A 26,875-nucleotide genomic window follows, 5' to 3' on the forward strand; every position below is an offset into this window, starting at 1 on the left:
CCCCTTTTTTTTCCGTGGGGGCCGGGGGGCCTTCCCTCTCCAAAACTCCTAGGGGGGGGGGGGGGGGGGGGGCGGCCCCCCCCCCCGGCGGGGGGGCCCCCCCCCCCCCCCCGGGGCTGGGCGGACAACGGACGGAAGGGGTCGGGAACGGCGGTAGGGACGGCCGGCCGGGGACGAAGGCGGTGGAGTGGGTGGACGACGGTCGGCGGGCCGGGGATGGAGGTGGTGGAGTGGGGTGGACGACGGGACGGAACAGGGGGCTCAGGCGGTGACGGCCGAGCCGAAGACCTCGTCCCGGGCGGTGGACAGGGCGAGGCCGAGGGCGCCGGTCAGCACGGGGTTGCCCTCGACGGCGGACGGCCGCACCGGCGGGCGGGGCAGGGTGAGCGCGTGCAGTTCCTCCTCCACGAGCCCGGCGAGCGCCTCGCCGCCGGCCAGCAGCATGCCGCCGGTCAGCACGACGATCTCCGGGTCGGCCACCGCGACGATCGGCGCGAGCCCCACGGCCAGGCGCGACGCGAGCTCGCGCAGCCCGCGGCAGGCCCGCTCGCCGGCCTCGCCGCCCCGGGCGGCGTCCCGCACGGCGGCGCGCACGGCGCGGGCCGGGTCGCCGCCGCGCAGGCCGTGGGAGCGCAGCATCCGCAGCACGGCGGGGCCGCCGGCCAGGGACTGGAACCCGTGGTCGCCCCGCTTGCCGGTCTGCTTGGCGGTCGGGGCGCCGGCGATGGGCATGTACCCGACCTCGCCCGCGCCGCCGGTCGCGCCCCGGTGCAGCCGGCCGCCGAGCACCAGCGCGGCTCCTATGCCCTCGTCGGCCCACAGCAGCACGAAGTCGGCGTGGCCGCGCGCGACGCCGTGGGCCCGCTCGGTCAGGGCGACGAGGTTGACGTCGTTCTCGACGTCCACCGCCACGCCGAGACCCGCGCGGAGCGTTCCCACCAGGTCGGGGATGTGCCAGCCGGGGATGTGGGCCGCGTACCCGAGGCGGGCGGTGGCCGGGTCGACCGCGCCCTGGATGCCGATCACCACCCGGTGCAGGTCGTCGACGGCGATGCCCGCCGCGTGGCAGGCGCCCTCGGCGGCGGCGCGCACCTTGGCCACCACGTCGCCGCCGCTGCGGCCCGGGGTGGGGTGGACGTGCTCGGCGAGCACCGTGCCGGTGATGTCGGCCACGGAGGCGGCGATGCGCGTGCGGGTGACGTCCAGCGCGGCGACGTGGGCGGCGGCCGGATTGATGCGGTACAGCTCGGCCGTGCGGCCCGGCATGCCCTCGCGCACCCCGTCCAGCACGACCAGGCCCGCGGTGCGCAGGCGAGCCAGCAACTGGGAGGCCGTGGGCTTGGACAGGCCGGTGAGCGCGCCGAGCTCGGGGCGGGTGAGCGGCCCGCGTTCCAGCATGACCCGCAGCGCGGCGCGGTCGTTGATCTCCCGCAGCAGGCGGGGCCTTCCCGGTCGCGCGTCCGTGTTCGTGCTGGGCACGGGCTCCCTCCCCGTTCGGGCGGCGGTCGCGGACCTTCCGGCATGGCGGCGGCCGCGTCCTGGAGTTAGGAAGGTTTCCTAACTAAGAGAGAACGTACAGCCGTGGCCCCGCGCCTGGTCAAGAGGCGCTACCAAGCTGTGACAAGGAGGTTCGCGGCGAGGTTCGCGCGGGTGGGCGGCCGGAAAGCACGAACGCCGCCTCGAAGGGCGGCGCGGGAGAACTGATGGCCGGTGGCCGATCTGCTATTCTGGGCCCTTGTCCTCTTATTCACCATAAAGCGCATAAAGGCCCGGAGTTTCACATTACCACCAATAATAATGAAGCAGGGGCTTCTCGTCAAATAGAGCTCGTAAAGGAGCAGACTTACGTCGGCGCGCTCTACGAGCGGCTCGACGTGCTGCGCGAACGCACCCGCGGGCAGCTCGACGAGGTGCTCGCGCAGGGCGGCGGCGGCACCCACCAGAACCGCTCCGAACGCGACTCCTTCGCCGGAATGTACGCCGAACGCCTCGCCCGGCTGTGGGCCGTCGAGAACGGCCTGTGCTTCGGGCGGCTCGACCTGGCGCAGGAAGGGCCCCTTTACATCGGCCGGCTGGGCCTTTCCGACGACGACCAGGCCCGCCTGCTCATCGACTGGCGCGCCCCGGTCGCCCAGCCGTTCTACCGGGCCACCCCCGCCGCGCCCATGGGCGTCACCCGCAGGCGCCACCTGCAGACCAAGGGACGGCGGGTGATCGGCCTCGACGACGACCTGCTGGACCTGGACCGGCTGAGCGAGGCCGACCGGGCCACCCTGAACGGCGAGGCCGCCCTGCTCGCCGCGCTGGACGAGAAGCGCACCGGGCGCATGCGCGACATCGTCGCCACCATCCAGGCCGAGCAGGACCGCGTCATCCGCAGCGACCTCAACGGCGTGCTGGTCGTCCAGGGGGGCCCGGGCACCGGCAAGACGGTCGTGGCCCTGCACCGCGCCGCGTACCTGCTCTACACCCACCGCGAGCGGCTGGCGCGCCGGGGCGTGCTCATCGTCGGCCCCAACCTCACCTTCCTGCGCTACATCGAGCAGGTGCTCCCCTCGCTGGGCGAGACCGACGTGCTGCTGTCCACCGTCGGCGAGCTGTACCCGGGGATCACCGCCACCGCCCGCGAGTCCGCGCCGGCGGCCGCGATCAAAGGATCGGCCCGCATGGTCGAGGTGGTGGCGCGGGCGCTGCGCGACCGCCAGCGCGTTCCCCGCGAGCCGGTCGACATCCCCATGGGCAACTTCACCCTGCGCCTGGACCAGCGCACCTGCGAGGCGGCCAAGAGCCGTGCGGTGCGCAGCCGCCGCCCGCACAACCAGGCCAGGGCGGTGTTCGTCCGTCATGTGCTCAACGTGCTGGCCAAGCAGGCCGCCAAGGCGCTCGGCCGCGGCATGCTGGAGGAGGACGAGCTCGCCGACCTGCGCGAGGACCTGCGCACCGAGCCGGCGGTCAAGAGCGCGCTCAACCGCCTGTGGCCCTACCTCACCCCCCAGCAGCTTCTCATCGGCCTGTTCGGGTCCCGCCCGCGCATGGCCTACGCCGGGCTGAGCGACGCCGAGCAGGACATCCTGTTCCGCGAGACGCCCCGTGGCGGCGTGTCCTGGACCGAGGCCGACGTGCCGCTGCTGGACGAGGCCGCCGAGCTGCTCGGCGACATCGACCCCCAGGTGCTGCGGGCCACCGCCATGCAGGCCGAGGAGGAGCTGGCCGCCGCCCGGCGCGCCGAGGAGGCCGAGCGCGACTCCGAGCTCACCTACGCCCGCGAAGTGCTGGAATTGACCGGCATGTCCGACATGATCGACGCGGAGCGCCTGGCCGCACGGCACCGGGGCGACGAGAACTACCTGACCACCGCGGAGCGCGCCGCGGGCGACCGCACCTGGGCCTACGGGCACATCATCGTCGACGAGGCCCAAGAACTGTCTCCCATGGCCTGGCGGATGCTCATGCGCCGCAGCCCCAACCGCTCCATGACCATCGTGGGGGACATCGCCCAGACCGGGTCAGCCGCGGGCGCCGCCTCCTGGGGCCAGGTGCTCGACCCCTACGCGCGGGGGCGCTGGCGCGAGGAGACGCTGACCGTCAACTACCGCACCCCGGTCGAACTCATGGCCGTGGCCGCCGACGTCCTCACCCTCGTCGGCCCCGGCCTCAAGGCGCCCGACTCGGTGCGGGAGACCGGAGTGCCCCCGTGGGCCAGGAAGCTGGCCGCCGCGCGCGAGATCGGGCCGATCGCGGCCGGTGAGATCGTCGAGGGCGGCCGGCTCGCGGTCATCGTCCCCGCCTCGCGCGCCGCCGAACTGGGGGAGGCCGTCACCTCGGCCGTGCCCGGCGCGGTCGCGGGCCCGGTGCCCGGCGCGCTCGAGGCCCCCGTCGTCGTGCTCACCGTGGCCGACGCCAAGGGCCTGGAGTTCGACGCGGTGCTCATCGCCGAGCCGGCCGAGATCCTCGCCGAGTCGCCGCGCGGCCCGAGCGATCTGTACGTGGCGCTCACCCGCGCCACCAGCCGCCTCGGCGTCCTGCACACCGGCGACCTGCCCCCCGCCCTGTCCCGCTGCGAAAGGATCCCCTCCCCCTAGGTCGTGTTCCTTGGCGCTCGCTTCGCTCGCGCGGGGTTCGGGCGCCTTTGACCGGTGCTCGCGTGAGGGCGGGATGGAGGCCGGGCCGTCGCGGGGGAGACCGCCTCTGACCGGCTTAAGGACCACATGGCGGCATTGACGGGTACTCACGTCTCCTGTCCTAGCTGCGAAAACTTGGTGTTTCCGCTGATCAGGACACGGTTGACATCTGAGCTGAGGTCGGTAGTTTGCTGGACAGTCCAGCACGGGACTACCGGTTGGCCGTCTTCAGACATCGTCGGATTCTGCGTCATGACGGAGCACGACTCCGTCTGCTCAGCCAGGCGCAGCGCCGGCGTTCGGTCGAGTCGGGGCACCCCAGCCGGGTGGGGGGTTGGACCCGGGAGGGGCCTGGACACCCAGTAGACAACGGAATTCCGCGCTCGCCGCCGACGGGACGGATCCGGTCCGAAGGGTCGTCCGGGCCCTCTTCCCGTCTCGTGCCAGAGTCGCAGCGTGGTTCCTGGGTTCCCGCCCGACGGGGGAGGCCCAGGGATCACCATGCGTGATCTTTCGCCGCCGCGGATGCCCGGCGGTTGGAGCGCGGAGCGCTGGGCGGTAGCGTTCGGGGGTTACCGAAGACCCCGAAGGAAGACCCGCCCCTGTGGCCCACCCCACTGTGCAGGACATCGAGCGGGCGCCGGCCCCTTCCGGCGTGCTGTCGGCTTCGCGTGCTTTGTGGCGGTCAGCCGCCGCACCGATCGGCGGCGTGCTGCTCTTCCTGGCCTTTCCCCCCATTGACCTGTGGTTTCTTGCGCCGATCGGCGTCGCGCTGCTGACCCTGGCGGTGCGCGGGGCGGGAGTGCGGCGGGCCGCCGTGCTGGGGTACGCGGGGGGCGCGGCGTTCCTGCTGCCCGCCCTGACCTGGGTGCGTCCCATCGGGGACGACGCGTGGCTGCTGCTGGTGGCCGTGGAGAGCCTGTTCTTCGCCGTGATGTCGGCCGGGGTGGCCCTGGTGACCAGGCTGCGGTCCTGGCCGCTGTGGGTGGCGGCCCTGTGGGTGGCACAAGAGTGGGCCAGGGGGGCATTCCCGCTCGGCGGGTTCCCCTGGGTCCGGGTGGCGTTCAGCCAGGGCGGCTCGGCGTTCACCCCTTACGCCGCTCTGGGGGGTGCTCCGCTTGTAACTTTCACCGTCGCCCTGTGCGGTGCGTTACTGTCCGGCGGGCTCGCGGCGTTCCTCCGGGGCGCCGCGCGGCCCGCGGTGTGGGCTCTGGCGGGGGCCGTGGCGGTGCCGCTGCTGGGGTACGCGGTGCCGCGCCCGGGGGCGGAGGCGGCGCGCGCCATCCGGGTCGGGGTGATCCAGGGCGACGTCCCCGGCACGGGCATGGGCTTCCTCGGCGACGAACCGGCCGTCGTGCTGCGCAACCACGCCGACAAGACCCACGAGCTGGCCGAGGCCGTGCGCGCGGGCAAGGTGGAGCGGCCCGACATCGTGATCTGGCCGGAGAACTCCACCGACATCGACCCCTACCAGAGCTCCTACGCCCGTACGGTGATCGACGGCGCGGTGCGCGACATCGGGGTGCCGGTGCTCGTCGGCGCCGTGGTGCGCGCCCCCGACGGTCTGCACCGCTACACCCGCGGCATCGTCTGGGATCCCGCCACCGGGCCGGGCGCCTACTACGACAAGCGGAAGCTCGTCCCGTTCGGGGAGTTCGTCCCCTTCAAGGACCTGTTGCAGAAGTTCATCAAGCGCGTCGAACTGGTGGGTCTCCAGTCGCTCCCGGGCGACCGCGAGGGCGATCTGAAGATGGGCCCGGTGACGGTCGGCGCCGTCGAGTGCTACGAGGTCGCCTTCGACGGCATCGTGGGGAGCACCGTCCGCACTGGCGCCACGCCCCTGGTCGTGCAGACCAACAACGCCACCTACGCGCTCACCAATCTGCCACCGCAGCAGCTCGCCATGTCCCGGCTGCGGGCGGTGGAGCACAATCGCGCGGTGATCACCGCCGCGACGACCGGCATCTCGGCATATGTCGACCCCGATGGGCGGGTGCGCTGGCGGACCGCCGAACGCGTGGCCGACATGGCGGTGGTGACCGTGCCCGTCCGCACCGGCGAGACGATCGCGACGCGGGTGGGAGCGGCGCCCGAATGGGCGCTGGTGCTCATCGCGGCGGGCTCCCTGGTCGCCGCCCTCCGGCGGCGTCCCACGCCAGAACACGACAGTTCCGACGAAGAGGATGGGTGATGGAGCGGATTCTCGGGCGGGTACTCGTCATCGTGCCGACGTACAACGAGCGCGAGAACCTCCCCATGATCATCGAGCGGCTGCGGGCGGCGGTGCCCGAGGCGCACCTGCTGGTCGCCGACGACAACAGCCCCGACGGCACGGGGGAGATCGCCGACCGGCTCGCCGCCGAGGACGACCACGTCCACGTGCTGCACCGCCCGGGCAAGCAGGGCCTCGGCGCGGCCTACATCGCCGGGTTCCGCTGGGGCCTGGCCGAGGGGTTCGACGTCCTGGTGGAGATGGACGCCGACGGCTCCCACAGCCCCGAGGAGCTGCCCCGGCTGCTGGACGCCCTGGCGCAGGGGGCCGACCTGGTCATCGGGTCCCGCTACGTGCCCGGGGGCGAGCTGGTCAACTGGCCGGCCTCGCGCAAGGCCCTGTCCAAGGGCGCCAACATCTACGTCCGCCTCATGCTCGGGGTGCCGACGCACGACACCACGGCCGGGTTCCGCGCCTACCGCGCCTCCGCGCTGGAGAAGATCGCACTGGACGAGGTGCAGTCCCAGGGCTACTGCTTCCAGGTCGACCTGACGTTGCGCACCGTGCGGCAGGGCCTGCGGGTCGCCGAGGTGCCGATCACCTTCGTCGAGCGCACGGCCGGGGCCAGCAAGATGAGCCGCGCCGTCTTCGCCGAGGCCCTGTGGCTGGTCACCGTGTGGGGCCTGGCCTCGCTGCCCCGCCGCCTGCGCCGCTCCCGCTGACCCCCGGGACGCCGGCGACCCCTGGAGGGGGCCTGATCCTGCCGGCCCCCGCCCGGGTCGCGCCTGATGGTCCTCGGGAACCCTCCGGGATGGCCGGACGTTCTAGGTCGAGAGGTGGTGTGTGGCCATGCTGCGTGTCGTTCTGTTCCTGATGTTCCTCGTCGTGCCGGTGCTGGAGATCTGGGTGCTCATCCAGATCGGCCAGGTGATCGGCGGCTGGCAGACCGTCGGGCTGCTCATCCTGGACAGCCTGATCGGCGCCTGGCTCGTCCGCCGGGAGGGCCGGCGCGCCTGGCGGGCGCTGCGGCAGGCCCTTGAGTCCGGGCGGATGCCCGAGCGCGAGCTCGCCGACGGGGCGCTCGTCGTCGCGGGCGGCACCCTGCTGGTGACGCCGGGCTTCCTGTCCGACGTGCTGGGCTTCTTCCTGATCCTGCCCTTCACCCGGCCGCTGGCCCGCCGCGGCCTGGGCTGGTTCCTCGGCCGCCGCGTGCGCGCGATGGCGTCGGCCTCGCCGTTCGGCGTGATGTTCTCCGGCGGCGCTCCCGGAGGGTCCGCGCGGCGCCCGGACGGGGTGCGCGTGGTCAGCGGCCAGGTCGTCGAGGAGCACGAGCGCCCCCGCGACGCCGCCTCAGGCCCGCGCCTGACCCCCGGAACCCCCGCCGACGACGGCGCCGAACGCCCTCCCCGCTGACCCGCGCCCGGCTCCGGCCGGGGTGCCTTCGAGACCCCGTGGCTCCGGCCGGGGTACCTCCGAGACCCCGTGGCTCTGGCCAGGGCGAGTCCGACCCATGCCCGGCTTGAGCAAGGGTGCCCCACCCCATGCCTGGCTTGGGGTGGGGTACCCCACTTCGGGCCCTTAGCCCCCTACGGCGTCTCGACCCTCCGGCGGGCGGCTGCGACACTCCAGAGATCCAACCGCCGCCGGACGGGGAACGGCCGGCCCTCGCACCCGACCATCGCGCACGCCGGGACAGGCGTGCCCGCGCGCGCCCGGCGGGCACCTTGCGATCGTCCCGTCCCGGCGCCGCGCCCGGCCATCGCCGATGGCCGCCGCCGGGGTGAGCCCGCAGGCCCGGCCCAGGCGGTGGGGAACCGCCGGCCGTCGCCGGCGCCGAGGGAATGGAGTGAGGCAATGACGACCGCTCTGGCCGAGCCCGACCTGATCATCCGGCCCTGTCTGCCCCCGTTCGGAGGCATCTTCGACCTGCCGGGGCGGGAGACCCCCGTCGCGACCCACATGCCGCACGCGCCCTTCGAGAACCTCGAGGAGCACCTGCACGAGCACCTGCCGCACCTGCACATCAGCTACGGGTTCGAGATCGCCCGCCACGAGATGGAGCACCTCCCCGAGAGCACGCACCTCGAGGTCGTCATGGCGATCAAGAAGGAGCACCGGGTCGACTGCAATCCGATCTTCGTCAACCGCAAGAACGCCAGTGAAGGCGAGTGCCTGAAGATCGGCGGCGAGGACGTCCACTGGATCCACAGCGAGGACACCGCCCGCAAGGCCACCGAGCTGTTCGCCCGCACCGGCCGGCGACTGCCCGAGGACATGTACTTCTCCGGCTTCCTCACCAGCACCCCCGACGAGCGCGAGACGCGCGCCTACACCCGCGAGGAGCTGTTCGAGGCGATCGGCGACGGCCTGCTGGTCGAGCAGCACTTCCAGGCCACCTGGCTGGAGCCGCGTGAGGAGCCGATCGACCCCTACGACGTGATCATCTACCTCGGCAGCACCGACACCCGGTACCACACCTTCTTCCGCCTGCCGGCGATCGTCCCGCTCGGCGCCTCCTGAAGCCCATCCCGGCGCGTGCCGCCGTCCGGCGCCGCAGTCGCGGCCCGGGCGGTGACCCGCCCCTTTGTTCATCTTCGCACCGACAATGGCACGGGAGTGATGGCCACCATGTCCGAGATCACCATGACCGGCACGCTGATGGGCGTGCGCAGGTCGCCGGGCAGCGGCACCACCGAGAAGATCGTCTACATCGACGTGGAGCAGCGGCCCGGCGGCGGCCCGGCCACGCCCAGCATGGTCAGCGTCCTTGAGCAGGACGGCAGGCGGGTCGCGGGATACGTCCCCTGGATCAACTACTACGACATCGACGAGGCCGCCCGGAAGGACCCCGAGGGGTGGTCCACCGTCGAGCCGGCCGAACACTACAGCGCCCTTGTCGAGTGGCGCCCCTACGGCATGCGCACCGGCGGCCGCGCCGCCTCCCTGGAGCTGGCCGGGCTGCTGGCCGACCTTTCCCAGACCCCCGCCAAGCTGCGCCGTACCGCCGGCATGGTCGGCCAGGACGCCGCCACCCGCCCCGCGCCGGGCGAGTGGACGATCACCGAGATCGCGCTGCACGTCATCGCGGCCGACTCGATCATGGCGCCCCGCGTGCTCCAGGTGCTCACCCAGCCGGGCGTCACCCTGCCCGACATGGACGTGACCGAGGTGCAGCGGGTGCTGGCCCGGGCCAGGACGCCGCTCGAGGACCGCCTGGCCGCCTTCGAGTCCCGCCGCAAGGAGTGGATCGCCGCGCTGGACCAGATCACCGCCGAGGAGCTGGAGTACTCCGGCGAGCACACCCGCGACGGCACGGTGACCGTCCTGGACATCTGCCGGGCCATGTCCCTGCACGAGCTGGAGCACAAGAAGCAGACCGAGTCGGTCGCCACCGCCCTCGGCTACACCCTCGGCTGATGGCCCGGCACGCCCGCGGCGGGCTGGGCAGGCCGTACCGGGTGTTCCTGGTGGCCCAGTCGGTCTCCAACCTCGGGTCGGCCGTGTCGCTGGTGCTGATCCCCCTGCTGGTGCTGCGGCTCACCGGGTCCCCGCTCGACCTGGGGATCACGATGGCCGTGGAGTTCCTGCCCTACCCGCTGTTCGGCCTGGTCATCGGCGCCTACGTGGACCGGCTCTCCCGCCGCACGGTCATGATCGCCGCGGACGCCGGGCGGACCGCGCTCATCGCCTCCATCCCCGTCCTGGCGCATCTGGGGGCGCTGGAGATCTGGTGGATCTACCTGACCGGGTTCGCCGCCTCGACGCTCACCATCGCCTATAACGCCGCCGAGTTCGCGGTCATGCCGTCGCTGGTGGGCCCCGACCGGCTCGACACGGCCAACGCCCGGCTCTCGGCCGCCTCCTCGACGGCAGGGGTCCTCGGCCCGGCGGTGGCCGGTGCCGGCCTGATGGTCATGCCGGCCGCCACCGCGCTGCTGCTGGACGCGGCGACGTTCGCCTTCTCGGCCTGCTGCCTGGCCGGGCTGCGCCGCTCGCTGCCCGAGCGGGTCACGGGCGGCGGGCGTGAGCCGGTGCGCCGGGCCATCGCCGAGGGGGTCCGCTTCGTCTTCGGCCACCCCGTGCTGCGGGCCTGCGCGATCATGCTGGCGCTGACCAACCTCCTGGTGGGCGCCACGGCGGAGAAGCAGATCGTGACCCTGGCCAAGCAGCACTACCTGGCCGCCGACAGCGCCGTGAGCTGGCTGTTCGTGTCGGCGGGCGCGGGCACCGCGCTGTTCTCGCTGTTCAGCGACCGGCTGGGACGGCGCCTCGGCCCCGGGCGGGCCATCCTGCTGCCGTTCTTCGGCGGTGCGGCGTGCATGTTCGGCATCGGCGTCGTGGATTCCTACCCGGCGGTCGTGCTGCTGTGGGCGCTCGGCTCGGGACTCGGGATGTTCTTCGTGGTCAACCTGCGCACGCTGCGGCAGCGCCTGGCGCCGGCCGGGATGCTGGCCCGGGTGGTCACCGTCGGCCAGGTGATGTCCTGGACGCCGGTGCCGCTCGGGGCGGTCCTCGGCGGGTGGGTGACCGCCCGGGTGGGGGCCGCGCCGGTGTTCGCCGGGCTCGGAGTCGTCCAGCTCGTCGTGGCCGCCGGGTTCCTGGCGAGCCCGCTGCGCCGCGCCGGCGCCCACCTGGCCGCCGCCACCGGCCCGCCGGCGGCCGCGCAGGACCGGCCCGCCGCCGCGGCCGGACGGGCCGGGACGGCCGGTACGGCCGCCGTGCCGGCGCGGTCCGGAGCCTGACACCACCGGTCACGAGGCGCCGGCCCTGCCCGGCGCGGTTGGGGAGACGATGGAGATCACCGAGTTCCGCGGCATCAGGATCGGCCTGGTCGACGCGGCCGAGGCCCTCGAGGGCGGCTGGCGGGCCCACCGCGAGCGACTGGACGTCGTACGGGTGCCCGACCCGCCCGTGGCCGAGTGGGCGCGGCTGCGCCGGACCGGGTTCCTGCCCAAGCCGTTCCTGATCACCTGGACGGCCGCCACGGGCGGAAGCGAGGAGGAGTTCCTGGCCCGCCTGTCCACCAAGGAGCGCCAGAACGTCAGGACGGCGCGGCGCCGTGCCGCCTCCGACGGGCTCACGGTGCGCGCCGAACCGGTGGACGAACGCCTGCTCGCGGCGTTCCTGCCGCTGTACGCCGGGCGCGTCGCCGGCATGCGGCACGGCTGGGCCGTCGCCGCCGAGCAGCGCGATGCGCTCATGCGGGACGCGGGGGAGCACTTCGCGGTGTGCGCCTACGATGGCGGCGAGCTGGCCGGATGCTGCCTGGCCTGGCAGCGGCCGCACCTTTCCGCCGTCCACCTGCGCTTCTCGGCGGTCGGCCCGCGCCACCGGGAGTCCAGCCTGGCCAGAGTGCTCTACATGGCGGCCGCCCAGGTGGCCAGAGAGCGCGGCTACCCGACGCTCACCTTGGGGATGGACCCCAACATCTACGGCCATGTCGCCAAGCCGGGCCTGTTCGGCTTCAAGTGGCGTCTGGGCTTCACCGGCGTCCCGTCCCAGAGCGTCGACCCCGAAACCGGCGCCGACCAGGCCGACCTGCTGCTCCACCTGGGCCGCCTCAGCGACCCGTCCTTCTTCCTGGCCTACGCCGGACCCCGCCCCGGCCGCGAGCTGCGCCTTGAGGTGTTCAGCGGCGGCGGGGACCTCGACACCCGTCCCTTCGAGGCGCCGTTCCTGCGCGGCAGGGCCGTCCACCTCGTGCCGCGCGGCGCCGTCCGACGGCGTGAGGCGGCCGCGGCGCGGTGAGCGGGTACACGACCGGTGAAGACCGGATGAAAGTCCGGTGAGAACAACGATGCCCCCGGCGCCGCCCGCGGAGGGCGGCTCGGAGGCATCGGCCGGTAGGTCAGGCGCTCTTGCGCCGTTGTGCCCGAAGGATCGCCAGGCGCTCGTTCAGCACCTCTTCCAGGTCCTCGATCGTGCGGCGCTCCAGTAGCATGTCCCAGTGGGTGCGCGGTGGCTTGGCCTTCTTCTGCTGCGGCTGCTCGGCGTCCACCCGTAGGGCGGTGGCGCCGCAACTACGGCACTCCCAGGTCGCCGGGATCTCCGCCTCCGCGGCAAGGGGCACGTCGAAGCGATGGCCCTTCGGGCAGGTGTAAGGCACCTCCTGGCGCGGGGCCAGATCGGTGTTGCGGTCGTTCTCGTAGCTGGTGGCTCCGAGACGGGTACCGCGTAGTGCACGCTCGCCCATGTTTCAATGCCTCCTGAGGGCCCCATCATGAGGGGTGGGTCTCCACGGCTTACAACGCTTGATACCGTGGATGGATTCCCACCCTGAGGGTGATCCAATCGCGCCATTTCGCGCGGTCCTCGATACCCGCCGATCTTCCCGCCCTCCGGCCGGGCGGCGCTCGCCCGGCCCCCGCGGGGTTACAGGTGGGAGGGCACCGCGTTGCCCGCCTCGCGCACGGCCCGGGGCAGGTTCACCGCCAGCAGCAACGCGAAACCGGCCACGAAGAACACCAGCAGCGAAAGGATCGCCGAGCGGTAGCTGTCGGTCAGCTGCAGCGCCAGCGTGAGCGTGAACGACCCCAGGAACGCCGAGCCCTTGTCGCTGACCTCGAACAGGCTGAAGTACTCCGCCTCCTTGCCCGCCGGGATCACCAGCGAGTACAGCGACCGCGACAGGGCCTGCGTGCCGCCGAGGACGATCGCGATGATCAGGGCGATGGCGTAGAACTGCACGGCCGCGCCCTTCTGCAGGAAGTACGACACCGCGACCACGCCGGTCCACACCACCAGGCTGACCAGCACCGTGCGCTTGGTGCCGAACCGCCCGGCGAGCCGGCCGAGCAGCAGCGCGCCGCCGAAGGCGAAGAACTGCACCGCCAGGATCGCGGTGATCTGCACGGTCTTGTTCAGCCCGAGCTCCTGGTCGGCGTAGGTCGCCGAGAACGAGATCACCGTCTGCACGCCGTCGTTGTAGATCAGATAGGCCAGCAGGAACAGCAGGCTGCGCGGGTAGCGGCGCAGGTCGGCCAGCGTGCGGCCGAGCTGGCGGAAGCTGCCGGCCACGGCCCTGACGGACGTGGCGTCGTGGGTGCCCACCGGGCGGTTTCGCAGGCGCAGCAGCGGGATCACGGTGAACACGGCCCACCACACGCCCGCGGAGGCCAGGCTGATGCGCACGGCCAGGCCCTCCTCGATGCCGCTGCCCAGGTACAGCGCCAGGTTGATCGCCAGCAGCGCGAACCCGCCGAGGTAGCCGAAGCCCCACCCGCGCGAGGAGACCGCGTCGCGCTCCTCGGCGCCCGCGATCTGCGGCAGGAAGGAGTTGTAGACGACCATGGCCGCGCCGAAGGAGGTGTTGGCGACGATGAACAGCACGCCGCCGAGCAGGTAGGCGTCCCCGGCGACGAAGTAGAACCCGAGGGTCGCCGCCGCGCCCAGGTAGGCGAACAGGCCGAGCAGCTCCCGCTTGCGGCCGGTGTGGTCGGCCAGCGCCCCGGCGATCGGCATGATCAAAATCTGCAGCACCACCGACGCCGTCACGACGGCCGAGAAGTACGCCTTGGCGCGCACGTCGAAGCCGAGGAAGCCGACCAGCCCCTCCTCCCCGCCGGCGGCCCGCTCGGCCAGGGAGGTCAGGTAGGGGCCGAGGAAGACCGTGATGACCGTCGTCTGGAAGCCGGAGTTGGCGAAGTCGTACCAGTACCAGCCCCGCTGCTCCCGCCTGCGCGACTCTGGGGGGTCTTCGGCGACGACGGAGGTGCTGCTCATGGGGGTCTCCTGATGGGTCACAGGGGGTGCGGGCGGCGCCGCGGCGGGCGCCGGGCCGCGAAGGGGACGGGGAGCGGACTGCCGTCCGGCGCCCCGGAGGGGGCGAGGAGCGGCGGGAGCGGAGTGGGGGCCGCCGCCCCAGGGAAGGGGCGGCGGGAAGCCTCAGGCGTGGGCGGCGGGACGTCTCGGGTGCCACTGGCCCCGGTCGCGCAGCACGTCGCGCAGCCCGGAGATGTTGTCGGTCATGATGCCGTCCACGCCGAGGTCGAGCAGCCGCTCCATGACCCGCGGGTCGTCCACCGTCCACACGTGCACCTGCATGCCGAGGGCGTGGGCCGTGCGGACCAGCGCGCGGGTGGTGACCCGCACGCCGCGGAACCCGACCGGCACCTGCGCGCACGGGACGCCCTCGCGGGCGAGGCCCCCGAGCAGCCGGCCGTATCCGGAGCCCATGGCGGCGGCTCGCAGCCGGGCCACCCCGCGCGGGCCGAGCGCCGAGCAGATCGGACGGCCGACCGCCATGCGGGCCCTGGCCAGGCGCATGTCGGAGAAGGAGGTCAGGCACACCCGGTCGTAGGAGGCGGTGCGGCGGATCGCCTCGGCCAGCGGGCCGATCGCCGGGGCCTCCTTGACGTCGATGTTGACCCGCACGTCCGGCCAGGTGCCGAGGACCTCCTCCAGCAGCGGGATCTGCTCGACGCCGCCGATGAGCGCCCGGCGCACCTCGCGGTAGGGCAGCTCTGCCACCCTGCCGTGGCGGTCGGTCACCCGGTCGAGGGTGTGGTCGTGGAAGGCCAGCAGCACCCCGTCGGCGGTCGCGTGGGCGTCGGTCTCCAGGTAGGAGTACCCCATCTCGACGGCCCGGGAGAAGGCGGCCATGGTGTTCTCCCGGCCTTCGGCGGCCCCGCCACGGTGGGCGAAGGCGAGCGGTCCGGGATGGTCCAGGAACGGGTAGCGGCGTTGCACGACGAGGAGTATCCCCTGTGTAAGGCTGTCACGTCAGCCTACCTGGATGAACATTCGGGTCACGAAGCCACTTCTCCCGGCGCGGGGAGGAGTCGATCACCCGATCGGGACGGGCCCGCGCGGGCCGCCGGATGCTTCCGGCGGGCTCGCGCGGCGGCCGTCAGGTGCCGCCGACGGGTCTCCGCCATGGCAGGTCACGTCCCGGCGGCGGGTCGGCGGGCGGCGGGTCCGCGGGCGGCCGTCAGGTGCCGCCGGCGTCCTCGGTGTCGCCCTCGGCGCCCCAATCGGAATCGGAATCGGTGTCGCCGTCGGGCGCGGCGCCGGAGGCGTCGGCCGCCGCCCACTCCTGGCGGCGGGCCTCGGCCAGCACGATCGCGGCGGCGACGCCCACGTTGAACGAGCCGACCCGGCCGACCTGCGGGATGTAGATCACCTCGTCGGCGGCCTCCAGCACGGCGGGGGAGCAGCCGTGGTCCTCGCTGCCCAGCACCAGGCACACGTCGCGGCCGAGTCTCGCCCGGTGCAGCGGCACCGCGTCGCCGGTCAGCTCGACGGCGATCACCGTGTAGCCGTGGTCCTTGGCCTCGCGCACCGCCTCCAGCGCGGGGACGGGGTCGTGCCAGGTCACCAGCCGGTCGGTGCCGAGGGCGGTCTTCTGCACCTTGGGGTTGGTGGGCGGGATGGCGTTGCCGGCCAGCCACAGCTGGTCGGCGCCGAACGCGGCGGCGGTGCGGAAGATCGAGCCGACGTTGAACGGGCCCGTCACCGACTCCAGGATCAGCGACAGCCGGTTCTCGGTGCCCCGGCGCCAGGAGCGGTTGAGCCGCTTGACGTCGGTCGGGCGCAGCTGCCTGCGGGTGCCTGTGCTCATCGGGCGTTCATCGCTCCTCGTCGTCGCCTGGGGATGTGCGGCCGCCCCGGGCGACCCGCAGCACGCGGTAGGCCGACCGGGAGGCCGCGCGCGTCGCCTCCCAGCCCTGTTCGCCGAGCCACCGCTGCAGGGAGTCCGAGCCGAGGTGCTTCTGCACCACCAGGTAGGCCGTGCCGTCGGGGGTGAGCCGGTCGAGCCAGCGGGTGAGCATGGCGTGCAGCGCGGGCTTGCCGATGCGGATGGCCGGGTTGGACCAGATCGCCGAGAACCGCACGTGCCGCGGCACCTCTTCCACATGGGCCGCTCTTACTTTGTAAAGGCCCGCGCTTTGGGCGTTCCGCTCACACAGCTCCAGCGCGCGCCGGTTGACGTCCACCGCCCACACCGTCGCCTCGGGCGCGCGGGAGGCCATGGTGAGGGCCACCGGCCCGTAGCCGCAGCCGAGGTCGAGCAGGTCGCCCTCCCGCGGCGGCGCGGGCACGCTCTCCAGCAGCACCCGGGTGCCCGGGTCGAGCCGACCGGGCGAGAAGACGCCGCTGTCGGTGGCCAGGCGCAGGTGCAGGTCGGGCAGCACGACGTCGACCGTGCCCGGCCGGGCGGCCGCGCCGGGCCGCTCGTCGAAGTAGTGTGCCCCCTTGGACGTCACGTGCAGAGACGTTACCAACCACACGGCGGTGCTCGCCGCCACGCCCGCCCCGGCGGCGGCGTCAGGGGAGGCGGGTGCCGAGGAGCATGGCGGCCCCGGCCACCAGCAGGCCGGCCAGGACGCCGGCCACGGTGAACCACTGGCCGACCTCCTGGTGCACGATGCGGTAGCCCAGCGAGCTGCCGATCTGGCTGTAGACCTCGCGCAGCTCGTCGCCCGACTCGGCGGTGTAGGCCCGCCCGCTGGTGCCGTCCGCCAGCGACTGCAGGGTGGTCTTGTTGACCGGCACCTGCACGTCGCGCCCGTCGATGCTCACCGTGCCGTCCGGCGTGCCGTAGGCGATGGTGGAGACCGGCACGTGCAGGCCCGACGCCGCCTGGATGGCCTCGTTGACCGAGCGGCCTGAGGTGTTGTCGCCGTCGGACAGCAGCACGATCGCCGAGGGCGGCGGGTCGGTCACCGCGCGCTGGTCGAACGAGCGCACCGAGTCCAGCGAGTTGAACACCGCCTCGCCGATCGCGGTGCCCGGACGGGTGGACAGGTTGCCGATGGCGGTGATCACCGCCAGGTGGTCGGTGGTCGGCGAGATGACCACCGCGGCCGAGCGGGCGAAGGAGACCAGGCCCACGTTGAACCGCTCGGGAAGGTCCTTGACGAACTGCTGGGCCGCCTGCTGGGCCGCGACCAGCCGGGTGGGAGAGACGTCGGCGGCCTCCATCGACAGCGAGATGTCCACCGCGATGATGATCGTCGCCCGGTCTCTGGGCACCCGCGTCGCGTCGGCCGGCCGGGCCGCGGCGGTGATCAGCAGGGCCATCATCAGCAGGAACAGCGCGGCGGGCACGTGGCGCCGCCACCCGGGCCGCTCGGGCGCGACCAGGCTGAGCAGCGCCAGGTTGGTGAAGCGCATCGCGTACCGGCGGCGGGCGAACTGGGTGTAGACGTAGGCCGCCACGATCAGCGCGAGCGCCGCGAACAGCCACAGCCATCCCGGAGACAGAAAGGTCACGCGCCCGCCCTCCTGGTGGGGTGCCGACCGGCCAGGTGGGCGGTGCGACGGTGCCTGAGGGTGTACTGGACGATGTCGTACACCCAGTCGCGGTCGGTGCGCAGCACCAGGTGGCCCACCCCGCACCGGCGCAGCGCCACCCGGTTGGCCTCCCGCTGCGCCGCGGCGGCCTCGGCGTAGGCGCGGCGGATCTTCGGGGTGAGGTGGATCTCCCGGGTGCGCCCGGTCTCGGGGTCGGTCAGGGCGACCAGGCCCACGTCGGGCAGCTCCAGCTCGCGTGGGTCGACCACCTCCACGGCCAGCACCTGGTGGCGGGCGGCCAGGCGGCGCATCGGCCGCTCCCAGTCGCGCTCGGTCGCCAGGTCGCCGTCCCTGCCGAGGTCCAGGAAGTCGGAGACGACCACCCGCAGGCCCCGCTTGCGCCGCGCCTTGCCCATCAGGTCGATGGCCTCGGCCAGGCCGGTGGGGCCGGAGACCGCGGCGCCGCGCGGGGCGTCGAGCAGCGTCTGCAGCAGCGCGTACATGGCCGGTCGGCCGGTGCGGGCCGGCAGGCGGTGCACCTCGTCACCGTGGATCACATACGCGCCGAACCGGTCGCCGATGCGGCTGGTCAGAAAGCCGATGGCGCCCACCGTGGCGACGACCAGGTCGCGCTTCTCCATCGCGGCGGTGCCGAAGTCCATGCTCGGGGACAGGTCGGCCAGCACCCACGTCTCCAGCTCGCGGTCGGCGACCAGGTCGCGGACGTGCGGGACGGTCGTGCGGGCGGTGACCGACCAGTCCATGCGGCGCACGTCGTCCTCGCCGGGCACGTACACCCGGCTGTCGCCGGGCTCGCTGCCCGGGCCCGGCAGCAGCCCCTGGTGCTGCCCGTGCAGCAGGCCGTCCAGGCGGCGGACCACGGTCAGCTCCAGGCGCCGCAGGGCGTGCTCGGGGCCGGCCGCCCGCCCGGTGGCGGGGGCGTGCGCGCCGCTCATCGCTGCGCCTGGTTCCACACGACGAGCGGAGGAGGCACGGCGGCCAGGATCTGGCGCACCACGTCCTCCGGCTCGACGCCGTCGGCCAGCGCGTCGAAGGTCAGCATCAGGCGGTGGCCCATGACGTCCACGGCGACGTCGCGCACGTCGTCGGGCAGCAGGTAGTCGCGCCCGCGCAGCAGCGCCAGCCCGCGCCCGGCCGCCACCAGGCCGAGCGTGGCCCGCGGGCTCACCCCGATCTCGACGGCCTCCTCCAGCTCTCGCAGCCCGTACTCGGCGGGGGAGCGGGTGGCCATGACCAGGCGGACGACGTAGTCGGCGACGAGCTGGTGCACCGACACCTGGTCGGCGAGCTTCTGCAGCGCCATCAGCCGCGCCGGGTCCAGCACCTGGGAGGGCAGCGGCGGGGAGACGCTCATGCGGTGCAGGATCTCCAGCTCCTCGCCGGCGGTCGGGTGGGCGACGCTCACCTTGAACAGGAACCGGTCGCGCTGCACCTCCGGCAGCGGGTAGACCCCCTCGGACTCGATGGGGTTCTGGGTGGCCAGCACGATGAACGGCCGCGGCAGCGGATGGGTGCGCCCCGCGAGGGTGACCTGCCGCTCGGCCATGACCTCCAGCAGCGCCGACTGCACCTTGGCCGGGGCCCGGTTGACCTCGTCGGCGAGCAGGAAATTGACGAACACCGGGCCGAGCTCGATGTCGAAGCTCTCACTGGAGGGGTGGTACACCCGGGTGCCGACGATGTCGCTGGGCACCAGGTCGGGAGTGAACTGGATGCGGGCGAAGGTGCCGCCCACCACGGTCGCCAGGGTGGAGGCGGCCAGCGTCTTGGCCACGCCGGGCACGCCCTCCAGCAGGCAGTGACCGCGTGCCAGCAACGCCACCAGCAGCCGTTCGATCATGTGGTCCTGGCCGACGATCACCCGGCGGACCTCGGCGAGGGACTGCTGTAGGAGACGGAGGTCCGCGTCGGCGCCGTCGTCCGGCCCGGACCCGTCACTGCGCTCTTCGGCAACGGTCATGCGGCCATTCCATCAAACACGGCGCAAAGGTGCACGGCACCGTCGCGGTGAGCCGGGTGTCGTGGTGTGCTTTCATGGCTGCGTGGCCACTCCGCTCCAGTACGGTGACCCGCCCAGGCTGGGTCCCTACGTCGTGCAGGCGCGGCTGCAGTCGCTCGCCACCGGGTTCGTGTACCTGGCGCAGGACGCCGAGGGGCGCGCGGTGTCCATCGCGCTGCTGACCCGCGGCGCCGCGCTGGACGCGGCGGCCCGCGAGCGGTTCCTGGCGGCGGCGCGCCAGGCGGCGCCCGCGCGCGGCGGCGTGCGCGGGTGGATGGCGCGGGCCCGCGGCCGCGGGCCGGCCGGCGCGCCGCAGATCATCGCCATGGACGACGGCGCGGCGCCCTGGGTGGCGGTGCCGTACGCGTCCGGCGGGGTCGGCGCGGCGTGGTTCCTGCGGTCGGTGCTGGTCAGCGGCACGCTGATCGGGGAGACCCACGGGCCCGACTTCGTCCCCTACTGGCTCGGCGACCGCGCCCCGGCGGTCCCGGAGCCGCCGCCGCCCGCGCCGCCCCTGACCGAGACCCGCCGCGCGGTGCTGGCCGCGCTGTCGGCCCTGGTGGTGCTGGTGGTGCTGACCGGGGCGATCGCGTGGCTGCTGCTGGGCCGCGACGAGGACACCGCGCCGCCGTCCCGGCCGCTGCCGCCGACGATGTTCGTGCCGACGCCGCCGCCGCTGCCCTCGCCCGACGACACCCTCAAGCCGTCGCCGGTGCCCTCTCCGGGGGACAGCGGCACCGTCTCACCCGGCCCGAGCCTGCCCGGCGACGAGGGCGACCCCATCTGAGGGGCGTCAGGGACGAGAAGGACGGACGGCGGGGGCGGCCAGGGCGACGAAGAGGGCGAGCAGGGCGGGGATGGCCAGGGCGCGCGGCAGGTCCAGCAGTTCGGCGACGGCGCCGATCAGTACCGGCCCGGTCAAAAAACCCAGGTATCCAAGGCTCGCCACCCGGGCGAGCGCCTGCCCGGCGCGGGCCGGGTCGCGGTTGCCGGCCGCGGAGAACACCTGCGGGACGATGCACGACAGACCGGCGCCGAAGCAGCCGAACCCGATCACCCCGGCCAGCGGGTCGCCGATCAGCAGCGCCGAGGCCAGGCCGACGCCGGCCAGCGTCCCGCAGCAGCGGACGAGCGCCACCGGGCCGAAGCGGGCCGCGAGGCGGTCGCCGGTCAGGCGGCCGGCGGTCATCGCGATCGAGAAGGCGGCGTAGGCGGCGGCGGCGAAGCCGGGTGAGCTGCCGAGGTGCTCGCGCAGGTAGACCGAGCCCCAGTCGGCCGAGGCGCCTTCGCCGACCATGCAGCAGAACCCGAGCAGGCCGAGCAGCAGCACCCCGCCGAGCCCTCCCCCGAGCCCGCGCCGACGTCCGGGGAGCGGCTCGGGGACGGCGTCGGCCGTCCGGTCCCGTCCGCCGCGCGTTCCGCCGGCCAGGCGGCGCGCGATCAGGGCGGCGAGCGCGGCGAGCAGGACGCCGACGGCGGCGAAGGCGGGCAGGGGGCCCACGCCCGCGTGCGCCGACAGCCCGCCGAGCGCGGCGCCGAGGAAGCCCCCGATGCTGAACACGGCGTGGAAGGACGACATCAGCGGCCCTCCCCACGCCCGCTCGACCTCGACGGCGCGCGCGTTCATCGCCACGTCGAGCATGCCGTGGACGGCGCCGAACACGGCCAGCGAGGCGGCGAGGGAGACCAGGGAGGGCATGAGGGCGGGCAGAGGGAGGACCGCGGCCTGGGCGAAGGCCAGCGGCACGGTGACCCGGGCGCTGCCCAGCCGGTCGACCAGCCGCCCGACGAGCTGCATCCCGGCGAGCGCGCCCGCCGCGATGGCGAGCAGGGCGACGCTGAGCTGCCCGTCGCCGAGCGCCAGCGCCTCCTTGAGCGCGGGGATGCGGGAGGTCCACACGCCGATGGCCATCCCGGGGATCAGGAACGCGAGGCACACCGCGAGGCGGGCGCCGCGCAGGGCGGCGTCGCGGTGGAGCGTGAGCGTCATGCGGCGACGCGCACGGTGACGCCGGCGGCGGCGAACGCCTCCCGCTGGTCGCGGGGAATGCCCTCGTCGGTGACCAGTACGTCGACCGCGGCGGGCGGGCAGACGGCGGCGAAGGCCGTCTGGCGGAACTTCGCCGAGTCGGCGGCGACGACCACCCGGCGGGCGGAGGCGATGGCGGCCTGTTTGACCGCGACGTCGTCCAGCGCGTGCGCGGTGACCCCGTGCTCGGCCGACAGTCCGCAGCAGCCGATGACGGCGGTGTCGAAGCGCAGGGAGGCGATGGTGTTCACGGTCAGGGGGCCGCCGATGTTGAGCTCGCCGTGCCGCACCTCGCCGCCGGGCAGGACCAGCCGTACGCGGGGGGCGTCGCTGAGAGCCTGGATGCCCTGCACCGACAGCGGGAGGACGGTGAGCCGGCGGTCGCGGATCTCCCGGGCGACCGCCAGAGCGGTGGTGCCGCCGTCCAGCACGACCGCCTCTCCGTCGGCGAGCAGGCCGGCGACCTCGGCGGCGATGCGGAGCTTGGCCTCCGGCGCCTCGTGCTCGCGCACGCCGAACGGCGGCTCCTCGCCGCGCAGCAGCAGGCTCTGGGCCCCGCCGCGCACCCGGCGGACCACGCCCTGCTGGGCGAGCTCGTCCAGGTCGCGCCGGATGGTCATCTCCGAGACTCCGTGCCGGGCCGCGAGTTCGGCGACCGACACGCTGTCCGCGGTCATCAGGGCGTCCATGATCGCCCGCAATCGATCCATGTGTTCATATGAACATTTTTGGTGTTTGTTTGGCAAATCGTGGAGACTGGGGGCGTGCGCGCGAGCCGGTTGATCTCCCTACTGCTGGTCCTGCAGGCGCGCGGCCGGATGACGGCCGCCGAGCTGTCGGAGGAGCTCGAGGTGTCCGTGCGCACCGTCTACCGCGACGTGGAGGCGCTGTCGTCCGCGGGCGTCCCCGTCTACGCCGATCGGGGCCCGGCGGGCGGCTACCGGTTGCTGGACGGCTACCGCACCCGGCTCAACGGCCTGACCGCCGAGGAGGCGTCCTCGCTGTTCCTGGCCGGGCTGCCCGGGCCGGCCGCCGAGCTCGGCCTGGCCGAGGTGGCCGCCGCCGCCGAGCTCAAGCTGCTGGCCGCCCTGCCGCCCGAGCCGCGTTCCCAGGCCTCACGCATGCGCGAGCGGTTCCTGCTGGACGTCCCCGGCTGGTACCGCGACGCCGACGACGCCCCCCACCTGGGGCAGGTCGCCGACGCGGTGTGGGAGGGGCGCGGGCTGCGCATGGTCTACCGCCGCTGGGGGCCCGCCGAGGTGGTGCGGGAGGTCCGCCCGTACGGTCTGGTCCTCAAGGGCGGATCCTGGTACATGGTCGCGGCGCCGGAGGAGTCGGCCGCGCGCACCTACCGTGTCTCGCGCATCGTGTCGCTGGAGGTGCTGCCCGAGCGCTTCGCCCGCCCGGAGGGCTTCGACCTCGGGGAGTTCTGGCAGACCTACACGGCCGAGTTCCGTGAGCGCATGTACACCGCCGAGGCCACCGTGCGGCTGGCGCCGGGGATGGAGGGTCTGCTGAGCCACACCCTCGGCGCGCGCCCGGTCGACGCCGCGCTGGCCGAGGCCGGGCCGCCGGGCGAGGACGGCTGGACGGTGCTGCGGCTGCCGGTCGAGTCGGTGCGGCACGCCTGCTGGCAGCTGCTGCGCCTGGGCGCGAACCTGGAGGTCCTCGGGCCGCCGGAGCTGCGCGAGATGATGGCCGGCACCGTGACGCGCCTGGCCGCCATGTACGGCGACACGGCGGGCCGCGACGACCCCGGCGGGGTCATCCGGTCGGCGCCACGCTGAGGGTGACCTCGTAGGAGGGGAAGGCCGGCCGGGGGACGGACTTGGGGGAGACGACCACCACCGGGCAGGGGGCGCTCATGATCAGCGCCGCGAGCACGGGCGTCGCGGCGACCGGCGTGCCGGGCTCGGGGTTGCGGATGCCCAGCACCAGCATCTCGGCGCCCTCGCAGTGTGTGAGCAGCACCTGTGCGGGCGGCCCGTGCGCCACGATGGGCGTGAGGGAGGGCGCGACCTGGGCGACGACACGGCGGGTCTGCTCCCTGGCGGCGGCGTACTCCTCGTCGTGGGAGCGCCAGGTGCCCATGGGCGCGTACGACGCGCGGTGCTGCCCCGACCACTGCCAGGCGTGCACCGGCTGGATCATCGCGTCCCGGAGCCGGGCCTCGCCGAGCGCCCAGCGCAGGGCGGCCGTCGCCGCGGGGGAGTGGCTCACGCCCACGACGATGCGTGGTCGACTCGTGTTGTGCGTCACGGGGACCTCCTCCCCATCGATCATCGCGTGAGACAGGTGACGAGCCGCCAAAGCTCGGGAAAAATGCTCACTAAATGTCACAATACACACACAATTCATCACTCTGGGTGTGGCATTGCTCGCCCCGTCGCAGCCCGCCATGCATCCCCTGCCCCGTGACCGCCCCTGCCCGGCATGACGGGTGAGCCGGCTGGGGGTCAGGGCGGCCGGGGCGGTGGGAAAAAGGGTTGCCCGCGGTGACATGGTGTGGCGAGGATGCCCGCATGTACCTCGCCGCCTTCATCGGCTCCTGCTTCCTGATCGCGATGATCCCCGGCGTGAGCACCGCGATCATCCTCCGCCAGACCGTGCGCGCCGGTCGCCCCGCCGGGGTCGCCGCGATGCTCGGCAACGAGGTGGGGGTGCTGCTGTGGGCGCTCGCCGCGGTGTTCGGCCTGTCGGCCCTGGTCGCGGCGTCCGAGGTGGCCTACGAGGTGATGCGCGTCGCCGGCGCGGCGCTGCTGCTGGCGATGGGCGCGCAGTCGCTGTGGCAGGCCCGCCGCTCCCGTCCCGTGGCCTCGCCGGCTCCCGCCGCGGTCACCGCCCGCCCGGACGGCTCGGGAGGACCGCGGCGGTCGTTCCTGCTCGGGCTCGGCACGGCGATGGCCAACCCCAAGGCGGCGGTGTTCGCCATGTCGTTCCTGCCGCAGTTCGTGCCGGCCGGCGCTGACGTGCCGGTGACGCTCATGCTGCTCGCCGTGGTCTGGGTGCTGGTCGACACGGTCTGGTACCTCGGGGTGATCTCCATGGTGGGCCGGGTGCGCCCGGTGTTCGAGCGGCCCTCGGTGCGCCGCCGCTTGGAGCAGGTCTCCGGCGTGGTGCTCATCGGCCTCGGCCTGCGCATGGTCGCCGACGGCCGCTGACGCCCACCCGGGCGCCGGCGGCGCCGCGTGGCCGCGAACCGGATCCCGCACCGACACGATATACTTTGTAAAGGGGCCGGCTTGCTGAACCTCAGGTCTTCATCAGGCGATGCGCGCCCGGACCCCGCTCGCCGAGAGCGTCCTTGGGATTGGCCAGAGCGCAGATGTCGATGGACAGGCAGCCGCAGCCGATGCAGTCGGCGAGGCGGTCGCGCAGTTGCTCCAGTTGCTCGATGCGCCCGTTGAGGTCCTCGCGCCAGCACTGGGACACCCGGGCCCAGTCGGCGCGGGTGGGCGTGCGCCCCTCGGGCAGCAGCGCGAGCACGTCCCTGATCGTGGCCAGCGGGATGCCGACGCGCTGGGACGCCCGGATGAAGGCCACCCGGCGCAGGGTGTCGCGGGTGTAGCGCCGCTGGTTGCCGGCCGTCCGCCGGCTGTGGATCAGGCCCTGCCGCTCGTAGAACCGCAGGGCCGAGGCGGGCACGCCGCTGCGCTCGGACAGTTCGCCGACCGTCAGTTGCGCGGCCCGCCAGGAGACTCGTGTCATGCCGCCAAGGCTAGCCGGACCTGAACATTAGTTCAGGTCCGGCCGGGGCGGTCAGCCGTCGATGCGGTGCGTGGTCCAGAACGAGGACAGGTTCACCGAGGTCGCGGCCTGGGCGGCGGCCTTGAAGTCGGCGGTGGTGGAGACGCCGAGCCAGTGGGAGGCGGCGTAGTCCTTCAGCAGGTTCTGCATCGCGGTCGTGCCGATGGCGCGGCGCAGGTCGTGCAGCGCGCACTTGCCGTAGCCGTAGACGACCGTGCCGTACCGGCCGGAATGGGCGTCCCAGTAGGCCATCGAATTGCTGATCTTCTCGGCGGAGGACTGCCAGGAGACGCTGTTCCAGCAGTTGGTGCCCGAGATGCCGTTGTACAGGTCGGTCGCGTAGTCGGCGAAGGACTCGTCCAGCCACGGACTGTTGTACTCGTCGTCGCCGACGATGCCGTACCACCACTGGTGGGCCAGCTCATGCGCCAGCGCCGTGGAACTGATCACGTCCAGGACGAAGCCGGGATACTCCATGCCGCCGAACCAGAAGTTGTTGTCCAGCACCGCGTCGACCTCGCCGTAGGGGAAGGCGCCGAAACGCCCCGCGTGCGCCACCAGCGCGTTCTTGGCGGTCGTCATCATGGACGCGGCGCTGCTGGAGCTGATCGAGCTCACCCGGTAGACGTTCACCGTGACGCCGGTGGTGGTCGTGCTCGTCGTCTTGACGAACGGCCCCGCCGCCCAGGCGAACTCGCGCACCTTGCTCGCCGTGGCCGTGGTCACCGTCCGGCCGGAGGCGCCGGGCGTGTCCACCGAAGTGCCGGTGGCGGGCACCAGCAGCGAGGTCGGATGGTCGAGGGTGACGGTGTAGTCGCTGATCAGCTGGTAGAACGCCTCGCCGTTGTCGGTGTAGGGGTCCAGGTGCCAGCCGTTGCCGTCCCGGACGGCCAGCACCGGCAGGGCGTTGCCGATGAAGTTGTAGGACCCGTCTCGGCCGAACCGGTCGGCGCCGCTCGGGACCACGATGCTCAGATCGAATCCGATCGAGGTGCTCTGGCCCTGGTTGAGCGGTGACGGGAGCGTGATCTTCAGAGCGGTGCAGTTCACCGACAGCGGCGCGGGCGTGCCCCCCGTCACGTTGGTGACCGTGACCGGGGTGGAGGGGCAGCTGCCGTGGTAGTTGTCCCACAGCCGCAGGTAGACCTCGGTGAGCGGGTCGGCGGACGGGTTGCCGAAGCTGACGCTCTGATGGCCGGTCCAGGTGCTGCCCGAGGCGTTACTGGCCAGCGTGACCGTGTAGACGGCGGTGGCGGGCGTGCGGGTCGCGTCCGCCGCCAGCGCGGCCGGCGGGACGCCGCCGAGCAGCAGCAGTGCCGCCGCAGCGGCGGAGAAGAGCATTCGTCGGAGCATGAGGACGGTTCTCCCTTCCGAACACCGGAAACCCCCGCCCCGCCGACGTAACGTAACTTCTCTCCCGGGGCCGGTCAACGATCCCCTTACTCCCGGCATGGAGGACGTGCAGGCCGGCGCCGCTCGGCGGTGGCGCCGGTGCGGGCGCGCGGTCATGG

25 protein-coding genes are annotated in these 26,875 nt (G+C 73.3%); 11 read left to right on the top strand and 14 right to left on the bottom strand.

The window, feature by feature from the left end:
• Window positions 1–261 precede the first annotated feature (261 nt).
• The gene (locus ABZT47_RS38680; protein WP_354853290.1) at window positions 262–1,479 is read right to left on the bottom strand and encodes an ROK family transcriptional regulator; all 1,218 of its coding nucleotides are present in this window, start codon (window positions 1,477–1,479) and stop codon (window positions 262–264) included.
• Window positions 1,480–1,874: 395 nt separating this feature from the next.
• On the opposite strand from ABZT47_RS38680, the gene ABZT47_RS38685 reads away from it, so the two are divergent.
• The 8 genes from ABZT47_RS38685 to ABZT47_RS38720 all read left to right on the top strand — a co-directional run bounded on the left by ABZT47_RS38685 (window position 1,875) and on the right by ABZT47_RS38720 (window position 12,081).
• Window positions 1,875–4,082, top strand: a complete 2,208-nt coding sequence (locus ABZT47_RS38685; protein WP_354853292.1) for a helicase — start codon at window positions 1,875–1,877, stop codon at window positions 4,080–4,082.
• Between the two features lie 643 nt (window positions 4,083–4,725).
• Window positions 4,726–6,312, top strand: coding sequence for an apolipoprotein N-acyltransferase (gene lnt / locus ABZT47_RS38690; protein WP_354853293.1), 1,587 nt, complete (start codon window positions 4,726–4,728; stop codon window positions 6,310–6,312).
• Complete coding sequence (locus ABZT47_RS38695; RefSeq protein WP_354853295.1) at window positions 6,312–7,055, top strand: polyprenol monophosphomannose synthase; 744 nt, start codon at window positions 6,312–6,314, stop codon at window positions 7,053–7,055. The genes lnt and ABZT47_RS38695 overlap by 1 nt, the downstream gene beginning before the upstream one ends.
• A gap of 127 nt (window positions 7,056–7,182) precedes the next feature.
• Window positions 7,183–7,746 (top strand): FxsA family protein, encoded by a 564-nt coding sequence (locus ABZT47_RS38700; protein WP_354853296.1) that lies wholly within the window; start codon window positions 7,183–7,185, stop codon window positions 7,744–7,746.
• A gap of 441 nt (window positions 7,747–8,187) precedes the next feature.
• Entirely contained in the window at window positions 8,188–8,853 is a 666-nt protein-coding gene (locus ABZT47_RS38705) for a hypothetical protein (protein WP_354853298.1), read from the top strand.
• Window positions 8,854–8,952: 99 nt separating this feature from the next.
• Window positions 8,953–9,750 (top strand): DinB family protein, encoded by a 798-nt coding sequence (locus ABZT47_RS38710; protein WP_354853300.1) that lies wholly within the window; start codon window positions 8,953–8,955, stop codon window positions 9,748–9,750.
• On the top strand, window positions 9,750–11,075 hold the full coding sequence (locus ABZT47_RS38715; protein ID WP_354853302.1) for an MFS transporter: 1,326 nt from the start codon (window positions 9,750–9,752) through the stop codon (window positions 11,073–11,075). The genes ABZT47_RS38710 and ABZT47_RS38715 overlap by 1 nt, the downstream gene beginning before the upstream one ends.
• Window positions 11,076–11,124: 49 nt before the next feature.
• The gene (locus ABZT47_RS38720) at window positions 11,125–12,081 is read left to right on the top strand and encodes a GNAT family N-acetyltransferase (RefSeq protein ID WP_354853304.1); all 957 of its coding nucleotides are present in this window, start codon (window positions 11,125–11,127) and stop codon (window positions 12,079–12,081) included.
• Between the two features lie 100 nt (window positions 12,082–12,181).
• On the opposite strand, the gene ABZT47_RS38725 is transcribed toward ABZT47_RS38720, so the two are convergent.
• The 8 genes from ABZT47_RS38725 to ABZT47_RS38760 form a co-directional block, all read right to left on the bottom strand.
• Window positions 12,182–12,526: an RNA polymerase-binding protein RbpA gene (locus ABZT47_RS38725; protein WP_184981820.1), complete on the bottom strand. Its 345-nt coding sequence runs from the start codon at window positions 12,524–12,526 to the stop codon at window positions 12,182–12,184.
• Window positions 12,527–12,705: 179 nt separating this feature from the next.
• Window positions 12,706–14,055: an MFS transporter gene (locus ABZT47_RS38730; protein ID WP_354853306.1), complete on the bottom strand. Its 1,350-nt coding sequence runs from the start codon at window positions 14,053–14,055 to the stop codon at window positions 12,706–12,708.
• A gap of 162 nt (window positions 14,056–14,217) precedes the next feature.
• Entirely contained in the window at window positions 14,218–15,021 is an 804-nt protein-coding gene (locus ABZT47_RS38735; protein ID WP_354853308.1) for a glycerophosphodiester phosphodiesterase, read from the bottom strand.
• A 241-nt stretch (window positions 15,022–15,262) separates the two neighbouring features.
• Complete coding sequence (locus ABZT47_RS38740) at window positions 15,263–15,892, bottom strand: RNA methyltransferase (RefSeq protein WP_354853310.1); 630 nt, start codon at window positions 15,890–15,892, stop codon at window positions 15,263–15,265.
• A 7-nt stretch (window positions 15,893–15,899) separates the two neighbouring features.
• Window positions 15,900–16,538: a methyltransferase gene (locus ABZT47_RS38745; RefSeq protein WP_354853312.1), complete on the bottom strand. Its 639-nt coding sequence runs from the start codon at window positions 16,536–16,538 to the stop codon at window positions 15,900–15,902.
• A gap of 61 nt (window positions 16,539–16,599) precedes the next feature.
• The gene (locus ABZT47_RS38750; protein WP_354853314.1) at window positions 16,600–17,547 is read right to left on the bottom strand and encodes a VWA domain-containing protein; all 948 of its coding nucleotides are present in this window, start codon (window positions 17,545–17,547) and stop codon (window positions 16,600–16,602) included.
• Window positions 17,544–18,524 carry a DUF58 domain-containing protein gene (locus tag ABZT47_RS38755; RefSeq protein WP_354853316.1) on the bottom strand — a complete coding sequence of 327 codons (981 nt, stop codon included), beginning with the start codon at window positions 18,522–18,524 and terminating at the stop codon, window positions 17,544–17,546. The genes ABZT47_RS38750 and ABZT47_RS38755 overlap by 4 nt, the downstream gene beginning before the upstream one ends.
• On the bottom strand, window positions 18,521–19,549 hold the full coding sequence (locus tag ABZT47_RS38760) for an AAA family ATPase (protein WP_354853318.1): 1,029 nt from the start codon (window positions 19,547–19,549) through the stop codon (window positions 18,521–18,523). Before ABZT47_RS38760 ends, ABZT47_RS38755 begins: the two co-directional genes overlap by 4 nt.
• A gap of 82 nt (window positions 19,550–19,631) precedes the next feature.
• Between ABZT47_RS38760 and ABZT47_RS38765 the strand changes: the two genes are divergently transcribed.
• Complete coding sequence (locus ABZT47_RS38765; RefSeq protein ID WP_354853320.1) at window positions 19,632–20,375, top strand: hypothetical protein; 744 nt, start codon at window positions 19,632–19,634, stop codon at window positions 20,373–20,375.
• Window positions 20,376–20,381: 6 nt separating this feature from the next.
• Here the strand turns inward: ABZT47_RS38765 and ABZT47_RS38770 are convergent, their stop codons facing one another.
• A complete protein-coding gene (locus ABZT47_RS38770) occupies window positions 20,382–21,578 on the bottom strand; it encodes an MFS transporter (protein ID WP_354853322.1) in 1,197 nt (398 codons plus the stop codon).
• On the bottom strand, window positions 21,575–22,327 hold the full coding sequence (locus ABZT47_RS38775; protein WP_354853324.1) for a DeoR/GlpR family DNA-binding transcription regulator: 753 nt from the start codon (window positions 22,325–22,327) through the stop codon (window positions 21,575–21,577). Before ABZT47_RS38775 ends, ABZT47_RS38770 begins: the two co-directional genes overlap by 4 nt.
• Before the next feature lie 54 nt (window positions 22,328–22,381).
• Here ABZT47_RS38775 and ABZT47_RS38780 point away from each other — a divergent pair, with 54 nt between their 5' ends.
• Window positions 22,382–23,404: a YafY family protein gene (locus tag ABZT47_RS38780; RefSeq protein WP_354853326.1), complete on the top strand. Its 1,023-nt coding sequence runs from the start codon at window positions 22,382–22,384 to the stop codon at window positions 23,402–23,404.
• On the opposite strand, the gene ABZT47_RS38785 is transcribed toward ABZT47_RS38780, so the two are convergent.
• Window positions 23,382–23,876, bottom strand: a complete 495-nt coding sequence (locus ABZT47_RS38785) for a universal stress protein (RefSeq protein ID WP_354853328.1) — start codon at window positions 23,874–23,876, stop codon at window positions 23,382–23,384. The two genes, ABZT47_RS38780 and ABZT47_RS38785, sit on opposite strands and share 23 nt — an antisense overlap.
• A 263-nt stretch (window positions 23,877–24,139) precedes the next feature.
• Here ABZT47_RS38785 and ABZT47_RS38790 point away from each other — a divergent pair, with 263 nt between their 5' ends.
• The gene (locus ABZT47_RS38790) at window positions 24,140–24,778 is read left to right on the top strand and encodes a LysE family translocator (protein WP_354853330.1); all 639 of its coding nucleotides are present in this window, start codon (window positions 24,140–24,142) and stop codon (window positions 24,776–24,778) included.
• Between the two features lie 91 nt (window positions 24,779–24,869).
• Here the strand turns inward: ABZT47_RS38790 and soxR are convergent, their stop codons facing one another.
• Together soxR and ABZT47_RS38800 are read right to left on the bottom strand one after the other, a co-directional pair.
• Window positions 24,870–25,325 carry a redox-sensitive transcriptional activator SoxR gene (gene soxR, locus ABZT47_RS38795; RefSeq protein WP_354853332.1) on the bottom strand — a complete coding sequence of 152 codons (456 nt, stop codon included), beginning with the start codon at window positions 25,323–25,325 and terminating at the stop codon, window positions 24,870–24,872.
• A gap of 51 nt (window positions 25,326–25,376) precedes the next feature.
• Window positions 25,377–26,717: a M1 family metallopeptidase gene (locus ABZT47_RS38800; protein ID WP_354853334.1), complete on the bottom strand. Its 1,341-nt coding sequence runs from the start codon at window positions 26,715–26,717 to the stop codon at window positions 25,377–25,379.
• Between the last annotated feature and the right edge of the window lie 158 nt (window positions 26,718–26,875).

Origin of the sequence: Sphaerisporangium sp. NPDC005289 (assembly GCF_040607455.1) — a bacterium.
Taxonomy (GTDB): domain Bacteria; phylum Actinomycetota; class Actinomycetes; order Streptosporangiales; family Streptosporangiaceae; genus Sphaerisporangium; species Sphaerisporangium rhizosphaerae.